The organism is Variovorax sp. dw_954 (assembly GCF_018449755.1).
In the GTDB taxonomy this organism is placed as follows: Bacteria; Pseudomonadota; Gammaproteobacteria; order Burkholderiales; family Burkholderiaceae_C; genus Variovorax.
On record NZ_JAAVVD010000023.1, the window covers coordinates 91,266 to 112,405 of the forward strand.

Annotated in this window: 20 protein-coding genes; 5 read left to right on the top strand and 15 right to left on the bottom strand. The window is 67.5% G+C overall.

Annotation, left to right across the window (positions count from 1 at the left end):
• The first annotated feature begins 13 nt into the window (after window positions 1–13).
• The 3 genes from queA to tgt all read left to right on the top strand — a co-directional run bounded on the left by queA (window position 14) and on the right by tgt (window position 3,635).
• The gene (queA, locus tag HB681_RS28615) at window positions 14–1,054 is read left to right on the top strand and encodes a tRNA preQ1(34) S-adenosylmethionine ribosyltransferase-isomerase QueA (protein WP_213958302.1); all 1,041 of its coding nucleotides are present in this window, start codon (window positions 14–16) and stop codon (window positions 1,052–1,054) included.
• A 77-nt stretch (window positions 1,055–1,131) separates the two neighbouring features.
• Complete coding sequence (locus HB681_RS28620; protein WP_345944772.1) at window positions 1,132–2,442, top strand: hypothetical protein; 1,311 nt, start codon at window positions 1,132–1,134, stop codon at window positions 2,440–2,442.
• On the top strand, window positions 2,439–3,635 hold the full coding sequence (gene tgt, locus HB681_RS28625) for a tRNA guanosine(34) transglycosylase Tgt (RefSeq protein WP_213958267.1): 1,197 nt from the start codon (window positions 2,439–2,441) through the stop codon (window positions 3,633–3,635). The genes HB681_RS28620 and tgt overlap by 4 nt, the downstream gene beginning before the upstream one ends.
• A gap of 152 nt (window positions 3,636–3,787) precedes the next feature.
• On the opposite strand, the gene HB681_RS28630 is transcribed toward tgt, so the two are convergent.
• The 7 genes from HB681_RS28630 to HB681_RS28660 form a co-directional block, all read right to left on the bottom strand.
• Window positions 3,788–4,186, bottom strand: a complete 399-nt coding sequence (locus HB681_RS28630; RefSeq protein ID WP_213958268.1) for a DUF3597 domain-containing protein — start codon at window positions 4,184–4,186, stop codon at window positions 3,788–3,790.
• A 99-nt stretch (window positions 4,187–4,285) separates the two neighbouring features.
• Window positions 4,286–5,371 (bottom strand): zinc ribbon domain-containing protein, encoded by a 1,086-nt coding sequence (locus HB681_RS28635; protein ID WP_213958269.1) that lies wholly within the window; start codon window positions 5,369–5,371, stop codon window positions 4,286–4,288.
• Between the two features lie 7 nt (window positions 5,372–5,378).
• Window positions 5,379–6,158: a DUF2145 domain-containing protein gene (locus tag HB681_RS28640; RefSeq protein WP_213958304.1), complete on the bottom strand. Its 780-nt coding sequence runs from the start codon at window positions 6,156–6,158 to the stop codon at window positions 5,379–5,381.
• A gap of 67 nt (window positions 6,159–6,225) precedes the next feature.
• The gene (locus tag HB681_RS28645) at window positions 6,226–6,708 is read right to left on the bottom strand and encodes a hypothetical protein (protein ID WP_213958270.1); all 483 of its coding nucleotides are present in this window, start codon (window positions 6,706–6,708) and stop codon (window positions 6,226–6,228) included.
• Between the two features lie 311 nt (window positions 6,709–7,019).
• Window positions 7,020–7,688, bottom strand: coding sequence for a phosphatase PAP2 family protein (locus HB681_RS28650; protein ID WP_213958271.1), 669 nt, complete (start codon window positions 7,686–7,688; stop codon window positions 7,020–7,022).
• Complete coding sequence (locus HB681_RS28655) at window positions 7,688–9,643, bottom strand: MFS transporter (protein WP_213958272.1); 1,956 nt, start codon at window positions 9,641–9,643, stop codon at window positions 7,688–7,690. Before HB681_RS28655 ends, HB681_RS28650 begins: the two co-directional genes overlap by 1 nt.
• Before the next feature lie 22 nt (window positions 9,644–9,665).
• The gene (locus HB681_RS28660; RefSeq protein ID WP_213958273.1) at window positions 9,666–10,490 is read right to left on the bottom strand and encodes a hypothetical protein; all 825 of its coding nucleotides are present in this window, start codon (window positions 10,488–10,490) and stop codon (window positions 9,666–9,668) included.
• Between the two features lie 132 nt (window positions 10,491–10,622).
• On the opposite strand from HB681_RS28660, the gene HB681_RS28665 reads away from it, so the two are divergent.
• Window positions 10,623–11,354: a helix-turn-helix transcriptional regulator gene (locus HB681_RS28665; protein WP_213958274.1), complete on the top strand. Its 732-nt coding sequence runs from the start codon at window positions 10,623–10,625 to the stop codon at window positions 11,352–11,354.
• A 37-nt stretch (window positions 11,355–11,391) separates the two neighbouring features.
• Here the strand turns inward: HB681_RS28665 and HB681_RS28670 are convergent, their stop codons facing one another.
• From HB681_RS28670 to HB681_RS28700, 7 genes are all read right to left on the bottom strand, one after another.
• Window positions 11,392–12,672, bottom strand: a complete 1,281-nt coding sequence (locus HB681_RS28670) for an FIST C-terminal domain-containing protein (protein WP_213958275.1) — start codon at window positions 12,670–12,672, stop codon at window positions 11,392–11,394.
• A gap of 174 nt (window positions 12,673–12,846) precedes the next feature.
• Window positions 12,847–13,632, bottom strand: a complete 786-nt coding sequence (locus HB681_RS28675; RefSeq protein ID WP_213958276.1) for a PhaM family polyhydroxyalkanoate granule multifunctional regulatory protein — start codon at window positions 13,630–13,632, stop codon at window positions 12,847–12,849.
• A gap of 71 nt (window positions 13,633–13,703) precedes the next feature.
• Window positions 13,704–14,606, bottom strand: a complete 903-nt coding sequence (locus tag HB681_RS28680; RefSeq protein WP_213958277.1) for a copper chaperone PCu(A)C — start codon at window positions 14,604–14,606, stop codon at window positions 13,704–13,706.
• A gap of 20 nt (window positions 14,607–14,626) precedes the next feature.
• Window positions 14,627–16,978 (bottom strand): TonB-dependent receptor, encoded by a 2,352-nt coding sequence (locus HB681_RS28685; protein WP_213958278.1) that lies wholly within the window; start codon window positions 16,976–16,978, stop codon window positions 14,627–14,629.
• A gap of 80 nt (window positions 16,979–17,058) precedes the next feature.
• Window positions 17,059–17,430 carry a DUF2946 family protein gene (locus HB681_RS28690; RefSeq protein ID WP_213958279.1) on the bottom strand — a complete coding sequence of 124 codons (372 nt, stop codon included), beginning with the start codon at window positions 17,428–17,430 and terminating at the stop codon, window positions 17,059–17,061.
• Window positions 17,431–17,440: 10 nt separating this feature from the next.
• Entirely contained in the window at window positions 17,441–18,433 is a 993-nt protein-coding gene (locus HB681_RS28695) for a TraB/GumN family protein (protein WP_213958280.1), read from the bottom strand.
• The gene (locus HB681_RS28700) at window positions 18,430–19,677 is read right to left on the bottom strand and encodes a cystathionine gamma-synthase family protein (RefSeq protein ID WP_213958281.1); all 1,248 of its coding nucleotides are present in this window, start codon (window positions 19,675–19,677) and stop codon (window positions 18,430–18,432) included. Before HB681_RS28700 ends, HB681_RS28695 begins: the two co-directional genes overlap by 4 nt.
• A gap of 37 nt (window positions 19,678–19,714) precedes the next feature.
• On the opposite strand from HB681_RS28700, the gene HB681_RS28705 reads away from it, so the two are divergent.
• Entirely contained in the window at window positions 19,715–20,128 is a 414-nt protein-coding gene (locus HB681_RS28705; RefSeq protein WP_213958282.1) for a VOC family protein, read from the top strand.
• A gap of 11 nt (window positions 20,129–20,139) precedes the next feature.
• On the opposite strand, the gene HB681_RS28710 is transcribed toward HB681_RS28705, so the two are convergent.
• On the bottom strand, window positions 20,140–20,901 hold the full coding sequence (locus HB681_RS28710) for a M48 family metalloprotease (protein WP_213958283.1): 762 nt from the start codon (window positions 20,899–20,901) through the stop codon (window positions 20,140–20,142).
• Window positions 20,902–21,140: the final 239 nt, after the last annotated feature.

The following is a 21,140-nucleotide window of genomic DNA, read 5'->3' on the forward strand; positions in this document are numbered from 1 at the left end:
AGCCCTCCAGCGCATGCGCCACTTCACTCTCTCCGATTTCGATTTCCACTTGCCGCCCGAGCTGGTGGCACAACATCCCGCCGCCGAACGCACGTCTTCCAGGTTGCTCGATGGCACCGGGCCCGAGCCCGTCGACCGCATCTTCAAGACCCTGCCCTCGCTGCTGCGCGCGGGCGACCTGCTGGTGTTCAACGACACGCGCGTGGTCAAGGCCCGCTTGTTCGGGGAGAAGCCTACCGGCGGCAAGCTCGAACTGCTGGTCGAGCGCGTGCTGACGGGGCATGAGGTCGTCGCCCACATGAAGGTCAGCAAGAAGCCGCCGATCGGCACCGTGCTGCAGATGACCGGTGGCTTCCGTGCGACGCTGATCGGGCGCTGGCCCGATGCCGATGGCGCGCTGTTCCACTTCGTCTTCGAAAGCGATGCCGGCGAAGACCCGTATGCATTGATGGCCCGTTGCGGCCATGTGCCCTTGCCGCCCTACATCGAGCACTCGGACTCGGCAGACGACGAAAGCCGCTACCAGACCGTGTTCGCACGCGTGCCCGGCGCGGTCGCCGCACCCACGGCCGCCCTGCACTTCGACGAAGCCCTGCTCGGCGAACTCGATTCACGCGGCGTGCAGCGTGCCAACGTCACGCTGCATGTAGGCGCCGGTACGTTCCAGCCGGTGAAGGTCGAGAACATCGCCGAGCACCAGATGCACGCCGAGCGCTATGAAGTTCCCGCTGCCACGCAACAGGCCATCGACGATTGCAAGGCCCGCGGCGGGCGCGTGGTGGCCGTCGGCACCACGACGGTTCGGACGCTCGAATCGTGGGCAAAGAGCGGCGAGGCCACCGGCGACACGCGCATCTTCATCACGCCGGGTTTCGCCTTCGCGCACGTCGACCTGCTCATCACCAACTTCCACTTGCCCAAGAGCACGCTGATGATGCTGGTCAGCGCCTTCGCGGGCTACGAGCGTGTGATGGCGCTGTATGCGCATGCGATCCGCGAGCAATACCGCTTCTTCAGCTACGGCGACGCGATGCTGTTGGCACGAGAAAAATGAGACCCACCCCCGAAGCGCCCGCGGCGCCTCCGCCTCAAGCGCTCGCACGCGGTGGCCGGGCAAAGACGGCTGCGCGAGTGCCCACCAGCAGGCCTCGTCGCGCTCGCCTTGAATTCGCGAGCGCAGTCACCGCGAGCCTGGTCGGCGCGCTGCTACCCCTGGCCGCGTGTGCCCGCGGCTACACCAGCCAGTCGCTGTGCGGTGACTACGCCCGCCTCGACATCGCGACGCCGTCCGGCATGTGCGTGGCCTTGCTCGCCGACGAGGCGCAAGGCCTGCGCGCACCGCGCCGCATCCTGGAGGTCGCGCCGAACCGCTATTGGGTCGTCGATATGGGCTCGTGGGAGCCTGATCGGGGTCGCTTGCTGGAGATGACGCTGCCCGCCGAAGGCAGCGCGCCGCGGCGGGCCCGCCTGGCCGTGCTGGCCGAAAAGCTCGACCGCCCGCTGGGCCTGGCGCTGGGACCGGACGGCAAGGTGTATGTCGGGGAGGCGGGCCGCATCTGGCGCACGACGATTCCTTCGCCGGGCGCTGCGTTGCAGGCAGAAACCGTGATCGACGGCCTGCCCAGGGAAGGCACGCACCCGCTCAAGGAGATGGCCTTCGGTCCGGTCGTGCCGGGCAAGCCGCAGGTCAGCCTCTATGTGAACATCGGCTCCGAAACCGACGCCTGCAAGGACAGTACGAAGCAATACCCGATGCCTTGCGCGGAGCGTGGCGGCGCACAGCCACGTGCCGCGGTCTATGAGGCCACATTGGGCGGCCCGAGCTATCGCTTGCAAGGTTTCAGGCCGTTTGCCGTCGGGCTGCGCAACTCGGTGGCCCTGACCGTGTTGCCCGATGGCCCGTCCAAGGGCACCGTGCTGCAAGGCGAGAACTCGATCGACTACGAATCGCCCACCCAGCCGCCCGAGGAACTCAACCTGCTGCGCACCGGCCACGACTACGGCTGGCCTTATTGCGTCGGCAAGCAGCAATCCGCGCTGGGCTACGACGCCAAGCGCTTCGACTGCCGCAGCACCGACGCACCCCTCATGACGTGGCCGGCCCACGTCGCGCCGCTGCAGATGATGGTCGGTCCGCCTGGCACGCGCTTCGCCGGCCAGTTGCTTGTCGCATGGCGCGGCCACCAGCCGCCTGGACACCGCGTGGTCGGGTTCCGACTCGACGCACGCGGCCTCCCAGCCGGCAAGCCAATCGACTGGCTCGCCGGCTGGACGCCCAAGGACGGCGTGCGCCCGATGGGCAAGCCCACCGGCATCACCGTCGACCGCCAGGGCAGGCTGCTGGTGGTGGAAGACTTCAATCGCAGCATCCTCATGCTGCTGCCGCAATCACCCTCGACGCCCGCCGCCGCGCCGGCGCGTACGCCTGGAACCAAACCATGACTGCCAACACCGCATTGCCGCGACTGCAATTCGAACTGCTCAAGACCGACCCCGAAAGCCACGCGCGCCGCGGCACGCTCACGCTCAACCATGGCCCGGTGCAGACGCCGATCTTCATGCCCGTGGGCACCTACGGCACCGTCAAGGGCGTGATGCCGCGCAGCCTCGAGGAGATGGGCGCGCAGATCATCCTGGGCAACACGTTCCACTTGTGGATGCGCCCCGGCCTCGACGTGATGGCCAGCTTCGGCGGCCTGCATGGTTTCGAGAAATGGAACAAGCCCATCCTCACCGACTCGGGCGGATTCCAGGTGTGGTCGCTCGGCGCGATGCGCAAGATCAGCGAGGAAGGCGTGAAGTTCGCGTCGCCGGTCAACGGCGACAAGCTCTTCCTCACGCCCGAGGTCTCGATGCAGATCCAGACCATCCTGAACAGCGACATCGTCATGCAGTTCGACGAGTGCACGCCGTACGACACCAAGGGCCACGTCACTACCGAGCGCGAAGCGCGCACCTCGATGGAACTCAGCCTGCGCTGGGCCAAGCGCTGCCAGCACGAGTTTGCGCGGCTTGAAAACCCGAATGCGCTGTTCGGCATCGTGCAGGGCGGCATGTTCGAGAACCTGCGAGAGGAATCGCTCGCACAGTTGGTCGACATGGACTTTCCGGGTTACGCGATCGGCGGCGTAAGCGTGGGCGAGCCCAAGGACGAGATGCTGCGCATCATGGCCCACACGCCGCACAAGCTGCCGGCGCACAAGCCGCGCTACCTGATGGGCGTCGGCACGCCGGAAGACCTGGTGCAGGGCGTGACCGACGGCGTCGACATGTTCGACTGCGTCATGCCCACGCGCAACGCGCGCAACGGCACGCTGTTCACGCGCTTTGGCGACCTGAAGATGCGCAACGCCCGCCACAAGAGCGATCCGCAACCCATCGACCCGAGCTGTACCTGCCATGCCTGCGCCGGCGCACCGGGCGTGTCGTGGAACGATGGCGGCCGCGAGGGCTTCAGCCGCGCCTACCTGCATCACCTCGACCGCTGCGGCGAGATGCTCGGCCCGATGCTCACGACCATCCACAACCTCCACTACTACCTGAACCTGATGCAGGAAATTCGCGATGCGCTGGAAGCAGGCGAGTACACCGCCTTCCGCGCCCAATTCAAGTCCGATCGCGCAAGAGGCGTTTGAGAAAAGCGCAATCCCAGCAATGAGAAGGCCCGTCAAGGACGGGCCTTCTCATTCGTGAAACACCGCGGAACCGGCTCCGCCCGGCCGCTGGTGTTGCCCCGGTCAGGGCTGGGCAGAGCGACCCGCAGAGTCCTGCCGCCTGGGGCGCGCGCTCAATCCTTCAGATCGGCCGGCACCGTGCCGCCATTGGCCGCGATGCTGGCCATCACCGCCTTGTGCAGTGCGATGTTCCAGGCGGCCGATCCAGGTTCGTCATTGCCGGAAAACAGGATCTCGCTGGCCAACTGCTTGCGGGCCGCCAGGCTGCTGTCCAGCCCCAGCAACTTCAGCAGGTCCACGATGGAGGTGCGCCAGTTCAGCCCGCTCGCGCCCGGCATGGCATCGAGGATGGGCGCCACGTCGCCCAGCGGGATCGCGGGCGGCGGCGCAGGCACTGCCGGTGGCGGTGGTGCGCCCGGCGTGGGCGCTGCCTCGACAGGCGGGGGCGGCGGCGCTTCGGCGGCCTTGGCGGAGGGAAAGATCTTGGAAAAGATACTGCCGAAAATGCTCATGGAAGGGTTTCCCGAAATGGTTGATCAAGCAGTTGAGGCGCCGCGGGTCGAACGCCCCCGGGTCGAATGCGCGCGTCTTGCGAGCAGACCAACGTTCTATCACGCGATGGCAGGCACGGATGTGACGGGATGTGATGGCGGCTTGCGGTCATGCGTCGCCGCGGTGCCGCACCCATGGCAGAAGCGCGAGAACGCACTCTTGCGCGTGTCGCAGGCATGGCAACTGTCGATCAGCCCGATGCCGCAATGCGGGCAGAAGTCGATCGTCGTGCTCTTCAGGTCGACCGGCCGCTCGCAACCGGGGCACACGCTCTTGGCAAGCCGGGCCAGCGCCGTGTCGTAGCTCAACTCCTCGCGACGCACCTGGTCGGGCTGCGCCTCGGCCAGCTTCTGGCGCGCGAGATAGCGGTTGAGCGCCAGGATCGCATAGCGCCCCACCAGCACGGTGATGACAATGCCGACGATGTAGCGCACATAGCCGCCATAGCTCGGCAGGTACGGCACCAACTCGACGAAAAACGCGAACAGCGCAAAGAAGATGAATCCCCACACGAAGGGCCAGTACGTGCCCTTGCGCTTCTTCGCGAACAGCCAGCCGGCCGCCACCAGCAGCGGCAGTGTGAGCGCCAGTCGATAGCCGAACACGCGCAGCTCCACACGGCGGTATTCGGCGCGCAGCTTCTCCCGCGCTTCGTCCTCGAGCACGACCAGCTTTTGTTGCGCGCGCTCCTGGGCCTGTCGCGCATTCAGCGCGATCTGCCGCTGCGCGTCCACGCTGCGTTGCTCCGCATCCACCGTCGCCTTGAGCGCATCGAGCGCCCTGGTGCGCGCGATGAGCTCGGCGTCCTGGTCCGGCTGCTGTGTTGCGCGGCGTGTGGCGAGCCAGTTGGAGAAGGTCTCGCGGGCGTTCTGGCTGGCTTGCGACGCGGCTTGCAGCTTGAGTTCGGCCTGGTCCAGGTCGCCACGCGCCTGGCGACCGGCACGCTGCGCTTCCGTGATCGCGGTACGCAAGGGTTCGGCCGCGGCCTTGTCGACGAAGTCCTCGACCGTCTGTTGCCGCTCGACCTTCGGCAGGTCGCCCACGAGCGTTCCACCGAGCCCGATCAGGAAGCCGGCGAACACCAGCGCCACCAGCCATAGTCCCCGGTGAAACCATTTCTCCGACAAACGCAATGACTTGTTCATGTGCACCTCAAAGCTTCGATCGCACTGGCTGCGAGCCGAGCCCGGCACGTGGCAGCCAGGCGAACACCGAATCCACCGTGACCGTCTCGATCCGGTCGCTGAATCGCTTTTCATTCGGGTGGTCGTCGAAGGCCACATTGGCCGAACTGAGTCGCCCGCCCAAGCGCGTCAGCGCGCCAAGCCGCAAGGTCGTGGGTTCATAGCCCTTGAACTGCAGCCAGGCCTGCGCCTGCGAGCGGTTGCGGATGGTGGCCGGCTCCATCGCGGCGGCAAGCATCTCGATCGCCCACTGGTTGGACTGCTGGTACTTCTGTCCCCATGCATAGCTCACGATGCTGTAGGCCGGCGTGTTCAGTCGCACGATTCCGGCCGTGGGCCCTTGCAGCAGCGCCAACAGTTGCGCCTGCACCGCGGGCGTCGGGATTTCCCAGGCGGCTTCGTAGTGCCAGAGGTCGTCCAGGAAGAACTCGCCGAGGCCCTGGCGATAGAGCGCCGCGACAGCGGTGCCGCAGTGGTTGAGCTTGTGCACCACGCGCCACGCGCCGTCGTTCGTCTTGTAGGCCAGGCCGAGGTGCGAATACTGCAAGCCATACCTTTGCAGGTCCTGCCCCGCCCGGGCCAGAAAAACCACGCGTGCGCCGCTTGCGTCCAACGCGGCGGACGTCCGCTCGGCCAGTTGCATGCCCTTCGTGATCACGTCCGGGGTCGGCTTGCGTGTTTCGCACGAGCGGCCGGCATGGGCATGCAGCGGAAACAACAGCAACGCAACGACGATAGTGATCGCCACCAGGGCGACCGCGTGAACGAGGCGCGCAAAAAAGGAACGCACGGGCAAGTCGGCAATGGCCTTCACTTCAGCTCATCCTCTCGTTGTAGAGCAGGGCCCGCCCGACTGCATTGGGCACGAAGCAAAGCACTTCGCCCGCGGCCGACAGCACCACGCCACTGGCAATGACGCTGACGACGACCGTGCTGCCCACCACCAGCGACGCGCCGCCCGCCACCCGGCTGGCCACCTTGACGCTGGCCCGCGCACCATCGGCGGCGCGCTCGAGCAGGTAGACGGTCCCGTCCACCGAGGCCTCCATGGCCACGACCGTGAGCACGGCCCCGCCGACCGACAGCGCTGCCGGCACTGCGACCACTGCCGCGGCGGCCGTGCTGGCCACGGAAGCAGTGCCGACCACCGAGGCAATCGGCAGCATCGACAGCGCCAGGGAGGCCTCGCTCTGGGCCTGGGCCTGCAGCGGTGCGGCCAAGGCCGCGAAGGAGACGCAAGCAGCAGCGGCGAGGGTCGCGACGGACCTGTGGAGCCGGTGGAATGGGAGAAAGGTCATGAGAGCCTCGCGGCGTAGTGAAGGTGCGCGGATGGTGTTCCGCATGGTCTTCAGAAGCCGCGAATTACTGCACCGGTGGCGATGCGGTGCGCTGCCGGTATCGCGCTTCGATACCTATTTGCCAGGACCGTCTACCTGTCTGTCGGAACCGGCGCAACGAGAAGCGAATAAGCCAATGCAAACGCTGAACCCGCCCAGGCGGAACAATACCGCCCGGCGGCGCATGATGCGGGCGATCAAGATGAACAGCAGCAAGATCGGTGAGGCAGTGACTGCCCACAGGGGCGGCAGCACCAGGCATATCACGCGGCTCAACGTCCCTGCAGCAGATGCTCCCGCGTATACACCTGGTCGGTGTTGGCCATCCACATGGCAACGACTTCCAGAAGGTCTTGCGTGGGGGCCGGCGTGCCAGGCGACAGCATCGTCAGCGGCAGGAGCAAGCCCAGCGCGACCAAGGCCGCCGGTATGCGCGAGTGCGGCCGGCCTTCCTGCAGCAGCAGGAAGGCCGCGCTGGTCGCGATGCCCAGCACCAACCCTGTCACCACCTCGGAGGTCGAGTGCGCGAACAGCGCGAGGCGCGACACGCCGATGGCCAACGCCAGGGCCCAGCCCGCAAACGCCGCCGCGACCCGCACCCGGTGGCTGCGTCGCGCCGCCATCAACCAGAACACCACCGGCCAGACGCTGCCCGACAGCGCCGTGTGGCCGCTGAAGCCGGTGAAGTTGAAACGCGCGCTGCCGATGCCCCACCCCAGGAAGGCGAGCTTGGTACACATCACGATGAAGCCCGTCGTGCCGAACAGCAGCACCCACAGGCGTGCCGTGGGCCAGGTGCGGCGCGACAGCGACAGCCAGAGGGTGATCGAAGCGGCCGCAGGCAGCAGCAAGCCGCTGTCACCCAGCCAGGTCAGCGCGAGCCAGTATGTTTGCGGAATCCGCTCGATGAAGGCCCAGAGCAGGTCGCGCAGGAAACCCATCAGCTGGCGAGCAGCGCGCGAACGCGTTGCTGAAGTACGTCGGGCTGCACGTCCGCCGCCGCCACCGCGGGGCCAACATGCAGGCCCACGCTGCTGAAGAATCCACGCCGAAACGGCTTGGCCATCACGATGGGCTTGCCGCCGCGCTGCTCGACGCGGCTGAAGTAGGAACCCCAGAGATTGCTGAGCGCCATCGGGATCACCGGCGCCTCGATGCCCTCCGAGCGCGCGCGCTCGACGATCTTCACGACGCCACCCTTGAAGGGTGCCATCTCACCGTCGCGCGTGAGCGCACCCTCGGGGAAGATGGCCAGCAGGTCGCCCTCGCGCAGCACCTGCGCAGCCTGCTCGAAGGCTCTGTCGTAGGCGGCCGGATCCTCCTTTTGCGACGCGATCGGAATCGCCTTGGCCAGCTTGAACAGCCAGCCGAGCACCGGCACCTTGAAGATCTGGTGGTCCATGATGAAACGGATGGGTCGCGGGCTGGCGGCCATCAGCAGCACCGCATCGACCATGCTGACGTGATTGCAGACCAGCACCGCGGCGCCTTCGCCGGGAATGTGTTGATCGCCGCGCACCTTGAAGCGGTAGATGAAGTGCGACAGCACCCACGACACGAAGCGCAGCAGGTACTCCGGCACCAGCAGGAAGATGTAGCCGGCCACCAGCGCATTGGCAATGCCCGTGAACAGGAAGATCTGCGGAATGGTGAAGCCGGCCTTCAGCAGCGCACCGGCGATGACCGAACTGCCGATCATGAACAGCGCGTTCAGGATGTTGTTGGCCGCAATGATGCGGGCCCGGTGCGTCGGCTGGCTGCGCAACTGGATCAGCGCATACATCGGCACGCTGTACAGGCCCGCGAACAAGGACAGCAGCCCCAGGTCGGCCATCACGCGCCAGTGCGCATGCGTGTGCACGAAAGCGCCGAGCCCCATCTCGGCGACCAGAGGCAGCGCGCGCGAGGCGAAGTACAGGTCGATCGCGAAGACGCTCATGCCGATCGCGCCCAGCGGCACCAAGCCGATCTCCACCTGCCGGCGCGACAGCGTCTCGCACAACAGCGAACCCGCACCGATGCCCACCGAGAACACCACCAGCAGGAGCGACGCCACCTGCTCGTCGCCATGCAGCACTTCCTTGGCGAAGCTCGGGAACTGGCTCAGGAACACCGCTCCGAAGAACCACATCCAGCTAATGCCGAGCAGCGAGCGGAACACCACCACGTTGCCGTGGGCCAGCTTCAGGTTGCGCAAGGTTTCGCTGACCGGATTCCAGTTGATGACCAGTTTGGGGTCGGTGGCCGGCGCCCTCGGAATGGCCTGCGCGACGCCCCGGCCGACCAGCGCCAGCAGTACGCAACCCACCGCCACCGTCGTGTGGCCGATGCCCGGTATCGCGACCAGCAGGCCGCCCGCGACTTGGCCGAGCAGGATGGCCACGAAGGTCCCCATCTCCACCATGCCGTTGCCGCCGGTCAATTCGCGCGCATCGAGCACCTGCGGCAGCAAGGCGAACTTGACCGGGCCGAACAGCGTGGAATGGAGGCCCATGAGGAACACGCATCCCAGCAGCACGATCGCATCGGCCTGCACGAAGCCCCAGGCCGCGATCAGCATGATCACGATCTCCAGGTTCTTGACGAAGCGGATGATCCTGGTCTTGTCGAACTTGTCGGTGAGTTGCCCGGCCGTGGCCGAGAACAGCAGGAAGGGCAGGATGAAGAGCGCACCGATGACGAGGCCGGCCATCGCGGGTGGCATCCAGCTCAGTTGCAGTTGGTAGGTCACCATCACCGTGAAGGCGAACTTGAACAGGTTGTCGTTCGCGGCGCCCGAGAACTGCGTCCAGAAGAACGGGGCAAAGCGGCGCTGGCCCAGCAGCGCGAACTGGTTGGCGTGAGGTTCTGCCTCGGCAGGCCCGGGGGAGGCGGGGGTGGCGACGGATGTGGTCATGCGAATGTCCCTTGCGGGCTCTTCAGGCCGTCGACACGGCGGCGCCCGGATTGTGCCGCACGGTTTGCATTCCCACCGTTTGCAACGCGATCAGGACCGGCACGCCGGCCAGCGCCGCCGTGAAATGTTTCAGCGTGTGCCCGGAAATCAGGTGGTGCGTGGCCTCGTAGACCACGTGGTCGCCGAGTTCGAACAGCTTGGCCAGCGCATAGAAGAAGATGACCCAGCCGAGCTTGAGGCCAACGGCATGGGGCATCGGCTTGGCCAGCGCCAGTGTGAGCACCAGGCCCATGCCGCCGAACTGGACCACTGCCCAGGGTGTGACGTTGCCGGTTTCGTGCCATGTCGCCACCGCCAGCAAGCCTGATGCCAGCGTCGCCCACGCAGCCACCCAGCCGGCGCGCGGGCTCACCTTTTCGCAGGCGGCCAGGCCGATCAGGCCGGCGAACGCGATCGCCATGCCAGCCCGGTCGGCGGCCAGGCGAAGCACATCGGGTTGCAGGTGATAGAAGGTCGAGCCCGCGGCACAGGCGACCAGGCCGGCAAAGAAGATCCAGGCGCAATCCAGCGCGTTGGCATGCGGCTCCTGTGCGACGGAAGCAGCAGGATCATGCGAGCGATCGAGCCAGTGCAGGCGGCGCAGGCCCCACAGGCCGATGGCCAGGAAGGGCAGGTTGCTCAGCACGTCCATGGCATTGGGCAACTGGTGCCAGACGCGGTCGTCGGCGAACACCGATGCGCCTGCTTCGGCGCCCGTCAATGCGGGCGCGACAAGCGCCACCAGCAGGAGCAACAGGAAAACCGAAAAAAGTCCGCGTTCGCGTCGGTTGAGGGTAGGCAGGTGCATGGCAAGCTCCGGGGCTGGTGGGCTGAGGCGCGCAATTTAGGTTGGCAACCGCCCCCGGGGCATCGAAAATTGATACGGAGCATTTTCGCACGCCCTTCGGTACCTGATTCCTATACCAACATTCAACCCAGCATGAGCACGACAGTCGACCTGGTCCTCGCCCTGAAGGCCGAACTCAAGAACGCCAAGATGACCTACGCCGACCTCGCGCGGTCACTGGACATGGCGGAATCCAGCGTCAAGCGCATGCTGGCCAAGGGCGACATGCCGCTCTCGCGGGTCGACGCGATCTGCCGCGCATTGAAACTCGACTTCGCCGAACTGGCCCGCACCGTGGCCGATGCACAGCCGCTCATCAAGGAGCTGACGCACGAGCAGGAAAAGGCCGTGGTCAGGGACAAGAAGTTGCTGCTGGTGGCCATCAACGTCCTGAGCCAGTGGACGCTGGAGCAGATCACCGCCGCCTACCGCATCTCGGAGGCCGAATGCATCAGTTGCTTTGCGCAACTGGACCGCATCGGCATCATCGAGTTGAAGTCGATGAACCGCTACCGTCTCAAGCTCGCGAAGACCTTCCGCTGGCGGCCGAACGGGCCGTTCATGGAGTTCTTCCGCGACCATGTGGTGCTCGACTACTTCCGTGGCGGCTTCAACGGCCCGGCCGAGGGCTTGATGCTGGTGCACGGCACCGTGAGCCGTGCGCTGGCGCCCTCGTTCCGCGAGCGCTTGCAGCGCGTGGCGCAGGATTTTGCCCAACAGCACCAGACGGACCAGAAGCTGGCCGCAAAGGACCTCGAGGGCTATACCCTGGTGCTGGGCATGCGCAACTGGGAGTTCGAGGGGTTCACGCGGCTACGCCGCTGAACCCGGGCAACCACCGCAGCCGCATTCGGGGGTGGGTCTATGACTCCGTGGTGAACACGGTCAGCACGCCGGTGTAGCCATACAGGTGATGCCGCGCGATTTCACCGGCGGCGAAGAATCCGACCAGCGGCACGTCGCCGAGGGCATGCCGCACGATCTGCAATTCCGCCCCGGGCGCGCCGAAGTGAGGGCCGCCGCGGCCTGAGCAACTGACGTAGATCGCGCCCGCGATGCCGCGCGCCGGATGCGGTGCGGCATCCGCCTCGCCGGCGGCGATGGCGGTGGCGGTCTCGAGCGTTCGTTCCTCCGGCTCGAGTTCCTCGCGGATTTCCGCGCAGATGCGCATCAGGTCGGCCCGGGCGGCCTGGGCGCTGCGGCGGCAGAAGCTCATGCGCATGCCTGTCTCGACCTGGTCGGCCACGGCGATGCCGCGGCGCGTCGGGTCGAGGCCGATGATGTGGCGCACCACCACGTCGGCGCCGAGGTCGCCGGTGCGGCGCACGCCATCGCTGCCCGCGTCCACCAGGCCGACCAGCGTCTGGCGCACCGCGTCGATGGCCTCCTGCGGCTGGTCCAGCGAGACGGCGAGTTCCGCCAGGAGCACGTCGAGCGCCGGTTCGCCGTCGAGCATGAAGATCACGTTGCCGTCGGCCTTGGTGATCTCGCGCTCGCGCCCTGCCCCGCCTCCCAGCGGCTGGCAACCCTGGGTCACGCGCGACACCACGCGCACGCGCTCGCCGAACACCACGCCGGACAGTCCGCCGCTGAACACGCCGCCGGCCGCGCCATGGCCCTTGATGTTGCCGTTGCCGCTGATGGCGAACTGGAGCGAGCCGGCGCGCCCGGAGGACAGGCCGCCGAACAGGTAGCCCGTGTCGGTGCGAACGGCAAGGTCGCCGATAAGGTCGGGCAGGTCGGGTGTCTCGGGGTCCGCGTGCACCAGCGCGGTATGCGCCTCGAAGCCGGCCATCTCGGAGCCGGCCAGCGGCGCGACGCCGGAGAACACTCGGTACTGGTCGCTGGGCAACTCGCACAGCATGACGCTCAGGGCGGGCTCGTCGAAGTATTCGGCGTTGTTGGCCGAGATGCCGACCCCGACGGTGCCGGCCCAGTCGGTGACCTCGGGCAGTTCGGCGCCGAGGTGGTCGAGGATGTCCTGCGCCTCGCCGCTGTAGTGGTCGGTGATGTAGAGCAGGCCCAGCGTGGGCGACTGCGCATAGTCGCCAAGGGCCATCTGTGCGCGCAACTGGGCCAGCACGAGGCCGGCCGCCATGCGCCATTGGGGATGGGTCGCGTGACCGGATGGAAAGAGTTTCATGTCAGTGCTCCATGACGCAGAGCGTCTTCTGCAACGCATGAAACCCGTGCGGGTGAGATGAACCCCATTCGCAGGCACCCGCGGAACCGGCTTTGCCGGCCCGCCGGGTGCGCCCCCTTGAGGGGGAGCGCCGCAGGCGCATTCGGGGGTGGGTCATCCTCGACGCGCGCGGCCTCAGCGTCTCTTGGGTGCGGCGCGCTTGGCACTTGCCGAAGCGCGCTTGGTGGAGGCCGGGGCCTTGGCGCCCGCAGCCTTCGTCCTGGTGGCAGCCTTCTTCGATGCGACGGTCTTGCCGACACCCGAGGCCGCCTTCTTCGCCGCGCCAGTGGCCAGGTCGACGGTCGACTGAAGCGAGCCGGGCATCTTCATGCTGGAAGCCTCGCGCAACGCGCTGCTGGCGATCTGCTCGAACTGCTGCGTGAGCGCGCCCCACCACTGCAGCGGATCGACGACGCCGGCAGGCGATGGCTTGGCCTTTGCCTTCTTGGCGGGCACCGCGTCTGCCGCCTCTTCCTCCACATCCTCCTCGACCTCTTCCTCTTCTTCCTCTTCGGGTTCAGGTTCCGGCGCCGCCTTGGGGGCCGCGGGTGGCGGCGGCGCGGGGACCGGCGTCATCGAGGGGGTCATGGTCGCGGCGCGCGTGAAGGAACTGGCCAGGTCCTCCATGCGCACATTCATCCCGCGCAAAGTCGACAGCGTCATCTTCTGGACTTCCAGCGCCTGGATCGTGGCCTTGAGCGCCGTGAGGTTCTGCTCGAGCCAGAACTGCACCGTCTTCAGTTCCCGGATGCGCTTGTCGACTTCCTCGACGCTCAGCGTGGGCGCGACCCAACTGGCAAGGCCCTGCAATCCCGGCACGGCGCTGGATGCGCTGCTTGCGCTGCCGGCCGCGAGGTTCTTGAGGAAGTCGAAGCCGGGAACAAAGCTGCCGAAGTTGAAGGGCTTGCCTGCGTCGCTCATGGGACGGTCTCCTGAGGGTGGTTTTTGTGTGCTGGCAGCTTACTCCAAGCAAAGCACGAATTGACTTCGGGTCAACGCATATGGTTGTGCGCTCCCGACTCCGCGTCGGCGCCTCCGGGCGGCATGCCAACCGGGACCTGCAGCGTGAGACTGCTCTTCGCGCCCTTGGCATCCTCGAACTGCAGCGTGATCGGCACGACGCCGCCAGCGGTCACCGGTTGCTTCAGGTCCATCATCATGAGGTGGTAGCCGCCGGGCTTGAGTTCGACGGTCTGGCGTGCGGGCAGGTCGAGCCCGCCCTGCACGGCGCGCATCTTCATGGTGTCGCCTTCCATCTTCATCTCGTGCACTTCGGCGACGCCGGCCACGGGTGTCTGCGCGCCGACCAGGCGCGCGCCGGACGGTGCGCTGAGCTTCATGAAGGCGCCGGTGCCGCTCTGGCCGGGTACTGCCGGGCGCACCCACGCGTCCTTGACGTCGACGGCGGCCACGCCGGGCGCGAGCACGTCGAGCCGTGCTGCAGGGTATTCGAGCTTCTCGCCAGCAGCGCCCGTGGGCAACTGGGCCCAGTCGGCGCTGCCGTTGTCGCAGCTCTGCAGCACCTTGAAGTACAACGGCCCGGGCGCAGCAGCGAGCTTGCCGCGCACGATGAACTCGGCGCGCTCCGCGGTCGGCAACGCGGTGTCGGCGCTGTCGGCCGTCCAGCGCACTTCGCCGTCGCCCGACTTCTGCACCTCGAGCTTCCAGCCCTTGCGGGCCTGAGCGTCGGAGAGCGTGAAGCCCTTGGGCAGGCGCACGGCCACGCCGGTCGTGGCCTTGGCGCCGGCGCAGGCATGGCCGACGCGGAAAGCGGCATCGTAGTCGCTGCCCGCCGTGGCGCCCCCCGGCGGCAGGGTGATGTGCGCGAAGGACGCCGAGGCGCCTGCGAGCACGGCGACGGCAGCGAATGTCTTGAGTGTGAAAGCGGTGTTCATGATGGCCTTTGCGAGAAATGTCAGAGGTCGAACTTCAGTTCGGCCACGAAGGTGCGTTGCGGGTACGGGTGGAAGGCCCAGTACTTGTTGTCGTTGAGGTTGTCGATGCCGACGGCCGCGCTCCACTGGCGGTCGATTTGGTAGCGCACGCGGATGTCCGCGACGAAGTACTTGCTGAAGCCGGTGTAGGTTGCGCCGTTGGGGTCGCTGTTGTCCAGCGTGCCGTATTGCTTGCCGCTGTAGCGCGCGCCGAGGCTGTAGGACCAGCGGGCATCGGGCCGGTAGGTGGCCAGCAGCGCGGCGCGTACGCGCGGCACCCGGGGTTGCTGCTTGCCGACGCTGGCCGGGAAGCCGGTGTTGGCGGTGATCTCCGAATCGGCCAGCGTGAGGCTGCCGCCCAGGTCCAGGCCCTTGATCCCGACGTCGTAGCCGTTGGCCGCCAGTTCCAGGCCCTTGGTGTGGATGGCATCGACGTTCTGGATGGTGGTGATGTTGTTGGCCGAGGTCTGGCTGTAGAGCGCGTCCTGGGTGCGCTCGAAGAACAGCGTGGCGCGCACGAGGCCGTCGACGCCCCAGTTGCGGGTATCGCGCTCGGCGGTCAGCTCGGTGGTCCACGACTTCTCCGGCTTCAGCAGCGGATTGGTGTTGACGATGGTGTTGCCGAGGATCTGGCCCTGGTAGAGCTCGCTCACGGTCGGGTAGCGGACGGCGCGGCCGACGGAGGCCTTGAGCAGCCAGTCGCCGGTGGCTTGCCATGCGATGGCGGCCTTGGGGGAGATGTCGCTGTCCTTGCGCTCGCGGAAGTCGAGCAGCGTGGTGGCATTGCCCAGCTGGCCGCCGTAGGCCTTCCAGTCTTCGAAGCGCAGGCCGAGCGTTGTTTTCCAGTCGGGGGCGAAGCGCCAGGTGTCCTGTGCGTAAAGCGACTGCAGCCGCGTGTTGCCGTTGAACTGCGAGAAGGGCGTGAGCGCGGGGCCGGAGAACCAGTCGCCGGTGTTGCTCACCTGCGTGCGCAGCTTCGCCGTGTCCTGTTGCACGCCGAAGTCGACCACGTGCGCGCCCACGCCTTCGGCGCTGCCGGTGGGCCGCCAGGTGCCGGCGAGCTTGAGGGTGTTCCAGCCGGTGCCGTCCATGTCGGTGGTGCGGCCGGGGGCGCCCAGGAGCGTGGTCGGTGTTCCAAGCGGGAGCCAGTACGGCGTCGACTGCGCCGCACCCGGGCTGGTCGGCACGATCGGCGTCCGCAACGTGTCCTTGGCATAGTCGTAAAGGCTGCCGGACACCTCCCAGTCGAACACACCGCCGGTGTGGCTCTTGACCGACAGCCCCTGCATCGTGTGCGTGAGGTCGTTCTGCGTCGGCGCCAGCGCGGGGCTCGGCGAATCGAGGTTGTAGACTCGGCCGCCGATGTTCACCCTGCCCCCATACACCGGAAGGCCGTTGCGGTCGCGCAGGTAGCTGTCGACCGCCCCGTAGGTGCTGTTGTTCCAGGCGCCCAGCACGTAGGTGGCGCGCACGGTGGGTGTGAAGTCATAGGCCAGCTTGAGCTTGGCCTGCTCCTGCGTGGTGTCGTAGATCGTGGCGCCGCCGACCAGCCACCAGGGCTGGTTGCTCGGGTTCAGGTCGAGCACGGCGCCGGTGACGGGCACGCCCGCGTTGCCGACGGTGCCTGCGCTCAGCAGCCGGTTGCCGAAGGTCAGCGCCTGGCCCTTGCTGTGCGTGCGGCTGGCGCTGAGCCACCAGGACCAATCGCCATTGCGCCCGCCGAGCGACATGTCCAGCTGGTCGGCCGCGGGCGACGAGTGGCTGTCGTACTGGTCGAATTGGCTGTAGGCGCCGCCCAGCTTGATGTGCGCCTCGAACTCGGTCGGCATCCGCGTCACGTAGTCGACCACCGCACCGACGGAGTTGCCCGGATAGGCCGCCGAGAACGGTCCGTAGAGCACGTCGACGCGGTCGATCTCCTCCGGCGACACCATGCCCCAGCGCGGCGCGAAGGTGGCGCCATTTCCCAGCAGGTTGGACAGCGGGATGCCGTCGGCGTAGACCATCGAGCGCGCGCTGTTGCCGGTGCCGGACGCGCGCGTGGCCAGCACGGCATGGTTGAAGTCGCCGATGTAGCGCTTGCGCACCACCAGGCTGGGCAGGTACTTGAGCGCGTCCTCGGCGTCGGTGGCGTTGACCGCGGCCTCGATCTGCTCACGCGTGGTACCTTCGATGACGGTCGGTATCTGCGTCGGCAGCGAGGTCGGCCGGCCGCCCGGCACGGTGATGGTGCCGAGCATGCGGGCGGTGTTGTCCTCTCCGAGTTGGTGGTCCGCCCAGGCGGGCGCGGAAAACGCCATGGCGACTGCGACGGCGGTGCGTGTTCTTTTCATCGTGTTCCTCCGAAACTTCATGGCCAGGACGGCCGGCAGCGCCCGCACCAGTGGCACGGGCGGCTGCGACTTGGATCAAGTCAGGAGGAAGCTGGAGGGCCGCGCGCCGGCAGCGGCGCACGGGTGGCCGCGGCAAGGCGCGCGGCGGGGATGGGCTGGGCTGCATGGCCCAGCGGCTGGATGACGGGGAGCTTGGCCAGCGACGCGGCGGGCGGCGGCGCGCCGGTCAGCACACACAGCGGGCAGTCCATGTGGCTGGCGCCGAGTTCCTGCGCGCCGTCGTCGGTCTGCACCACGGCCTTGATCGCGCCGGCGCTGGAACACACCAGCTCCACCGCCTGCGGATGCACGATGGGCGAGGCGATCGCCGCGCCCATCGACAGCATGAACCACAGCAGCACGCCACGACCGACAAGGGCGAGGGAGCGGGTGTGGCGGAGCAGGCGGAACATGGGAGCAGGATTATGGCTCGGGCACCACCCGCGTGACGGTGAAGCCGCGCGCCGCCATCAAGGCGGGCAGGCCATTGGGACCGACCATGTGCAAGGCGCCAACGGCCCCGAACACGCGCTGGCCGAGCTTGTGCAGCGTGGCGATGCCGTCGGCCAGGGCGGGGTTGCGGTCGTCGAGATAGCGCCGCATCCGGCGCTTGTCGTCGGGACGGTCCACGCATTTGCACCACTGGAAGTAGGTCTCCAGCCGGGCGGCATCGCTGCGCGCCCAGGCGTCGGCCAGCGCGATGGTGCTGGCGCGCGCCTCGCCGCGTTCCAGATCCTCCAGCGAATCGTCGATGTCCGCGGCCTGCTCCGCTTCGGAGTCGCCTTCGAGCATCCGCAGTTGGCCGCCCGCGGTTTCGAGCGCGATCACCGGCTTGCCGGCGCCGCGCGCGATGCCGGACAGCACCCCTTCGATGCCGAACTCGGGGTACAGGCCATCCGCGCGCATCGACAGCGAGCCCAGCGCCGCCACCTGGATCACCGGGCGCAGCTTGCGCTGCGGCTCGCTGGGCACGCAGGCCAGGGCGCGCTGGCGCTCGATGCGGCGGACGCGTTCGGGCGTTAGCACGCGGGCGGCAGCACCCGGATCGGGCGGAGAGAGCAAGGTGCGCAAGGTCTCCGGGTCGCCCAGGTCCAACTCCAGCGCGACGGTGTCGCTCTGCTCGAGGGCCTGTGTCACCTTGGGGCCGGGGAACAGCCAGGGAGCCTTGCCAAGGTGCAAGGTGCCGTAGAGCCAGGAGACGCGCCCATCGCGCTCGATGCGCCACAGCACGCCGCGGTCGGGCGCACGCTTCACCGCGCGTTCGGCGCCGCCGGGCACGAAGGTCGGCACCTGCGCGGGCGGCGGGCAGACGATGGGCGCCTCCTTGAGCGGCGGTGCTTTCGCCGGCGTCACCGCCCCCGCGGGCGCCGAAGCGAACAATGCGCAGGCCGCGACCAGCAAGAACTGCCGGATCACGCCAGCGCCGCCTTGAAGTCGGCGATGAGGTCGCTGGCGCGCTCCAGCCCGACCGACACGCGGATCAGGCCTTCGGCCACGCCCACTTCGGCACGCTTGGCCGCACCGATTTCCCAGAAGATCGTCGGCGCGACGGGAATGATCAGCGTGCGCGTGTCGCCCAGCCCGGTCGCCTTGATCGGCAATCGCAGCTTGTTCAGCACCGGAACGAGGGCATCCGCATCACGCAACTCGAAGGAGAACAGCCAGGAACCGGCGCTGAAATACGCCTTGGCGAAGGCATGCTGCGGATGCGAGGGCAGCATCGGGTAGTAGACGCGGGCCACGGCCGGATGGCTTTCGAGGAAGCTCGCCAGCGCCAGCGCCGTCGCGCTGGTCTGCGCGATGCGCAGCGACAGCGTTTCGGCGCCGACCGAGATGCGATGCGCCGCGTCCGAACTCAGCGTGCCGCCCATGTCGCGCAGCGCCTTCTTGCGCAGTTGCGTCAGGCCCCACTGCTTCACGTCGCCCTGACGATAGCCGGCGAAGATGTTGTCGTAGCGCGTCCAGTCGAACAGCCCGGTGTCGGTGACCGCGCCGCCCAGCGTGTTGCCGTGGCCGGCGATGGTCTTGGTCAGCGAGTTGATCGACAGGCTCGCGTCCACGCGCCTGGGCAGGAACAGCGCGGGCGAGCTGATCGTGTTGTCCACCACGTAGACCAGGCCGCGCTCCTTGCACAACTTGCCGATGCCGGCGAGGTCGGGGATCTGCGTGCCGGGGTTGGCGATGGTCTCGACGAACACCATGCGCGTGGCCGGCGTGACCGCGTCGGCCACCGCCTGCGTCGAGGTCGGGTCGACCAGCGTCACGCCGACGCCCAGGCCCTGCAGCGTGGCCAGCAGGCTCAGCGTGTTGCCGAACAGGTAGCGGCTCGCGACCAGGTGGTCCCCGGCGCGCAGCAGGGTGAAGAACACCGCCGTGACGGCCGCCATGCCGGTGGCGAAGCAGACGGTGCCGACGCCCTCTTCCAGTTGCGTGATCTTGGATTCCAGCGCCGCCGTGGTGGGCGTGCCCTGGCGCGCATAGTTGAAGCGGCCCTTGAGCGTGCCCTGGAAGACTCCGATGAGGTCCTCCACCCGCTCGTAGCCGTACTGGACCGAGGTGTGCACCGCCATGTGGACGCCGCCCTGCTCTACACCGAAATGGCGGTCCGCATGGACGAGGCGGGTGGTGGGATCGGGCGTGGTGGTGTCTTCGGTGGTCATGGTGGTTCCGTCGGTACGGCGCGGCTATGCTGCGCGGATGCACAGCATATTTCACCTTGCCTTCAACGTCCGCGACCTCGACGCCGCGCGCCGCTTCTACGGTGGCCTGCTGGGCTGTACCGAGGGCCGCAGCACCGACACCTGGGTCGACTTCGATTTCTTCGGCCACCAGATCTCGCTGCACCTGGGCGAGCCCTTCGCCACCGCACCGACCGGGCGCGTGGGCGACGTGATGGTGCCGATGCCGCACTTCGGACTGGCGCTCGCGCTGCCCGACTGGCGCGCCATGGCCGACCGGCTGGAGGCGGCCGGCACGGAGTTCGTGCTGAAGCCGCAGGCTCGCTTCGAGGGCCAGCCGGGCGAGCAATGGACCATGTTCTTCCGCGACCCCTTCGGCAATCCGATCGAGGTGAAAGGGTTTCGCTCGCTGGAGACGGTCTACGAGAAGTAGACCGTTGCGGCTTATTTGCCGGCGTCGATCCGCTTCTGCATGCGCGTGGCGCGCTCGGCCGATGGCGGGTGCGAGCTCATCATCGAACTGCCCGAACCGCCGCCGAGTTGCGCGAGCTTCTGGAAGGCGGTGACGAGGCCCTTGCGCTCCAGCTTGCGCTGGGTCAGCACGTCGAAGGAATAATCGTCCGCCGTGCTTTCCTGCGACTGCGAGAACTGTGCGTTGACGAACTTCTCGGCCAGTGCGCCGGCTTGCGACTGCGACAGTTGGCCGACGACGCCACCGGCCGCGCCGGCTGCACCGCGCACCGCGGAAGTGGCTGCGGCGGCCTGCATGGCGCCCTTGCTGTGGCCGAGCGCCACGTGGCCGATCTCGTGGCCGATGACGCCGCGCAGTTCGTCGTCGTTCATCAGGTCCATCAGGCCGCTGTAGACGCGGATGCAGCCGTTGGCCATGGCCCAGGCATTGACTTCCTTCGTCATGTAGACCTTGTAGTCGGCCTTCTTGCCGTTCACCGAGTCGGGCATGGCGCGGACCACGCGGTTCAGGCGCTGGGTGTACTGGCTGCTGGCCGGTGCGACCTGGGTCTGCTTGTCCATGGCGCCGCAGGACTCGTTGGACATGTTGATGACGTCGGCATCCGTCAGCGACATGGCCTTGTAGGCCGAGCCGCCCGCGTCCATGAGGACGTTGGTGTCCATGTTCGAGACGGATTTGCAGCCCGCGAGGGCGACGGCCGCGGCCAAAGCCGCAGCCAGAGGTACGAAACGCATTGAAGCTCCCTGATCTTTGTAGATGAATGACAGGCGGCGGTGCCGGCCTGCCGCTGCCCGGCGGATCGGATGTCCGCTGTGGCAGCGCGGCGATCTTAGGGGATCGGCGCAGGGCTTCGTCCCAGCCTTGCGGTGGGAGAGGGATTAAGTCCGGCTTCCGAAGGCGTGAAGATTTCGCAGCGAGGGCGCCTGCCGGGAGGCCGGTCCGCGGAGCGGAACCGTACCCCAGTACGGTGACA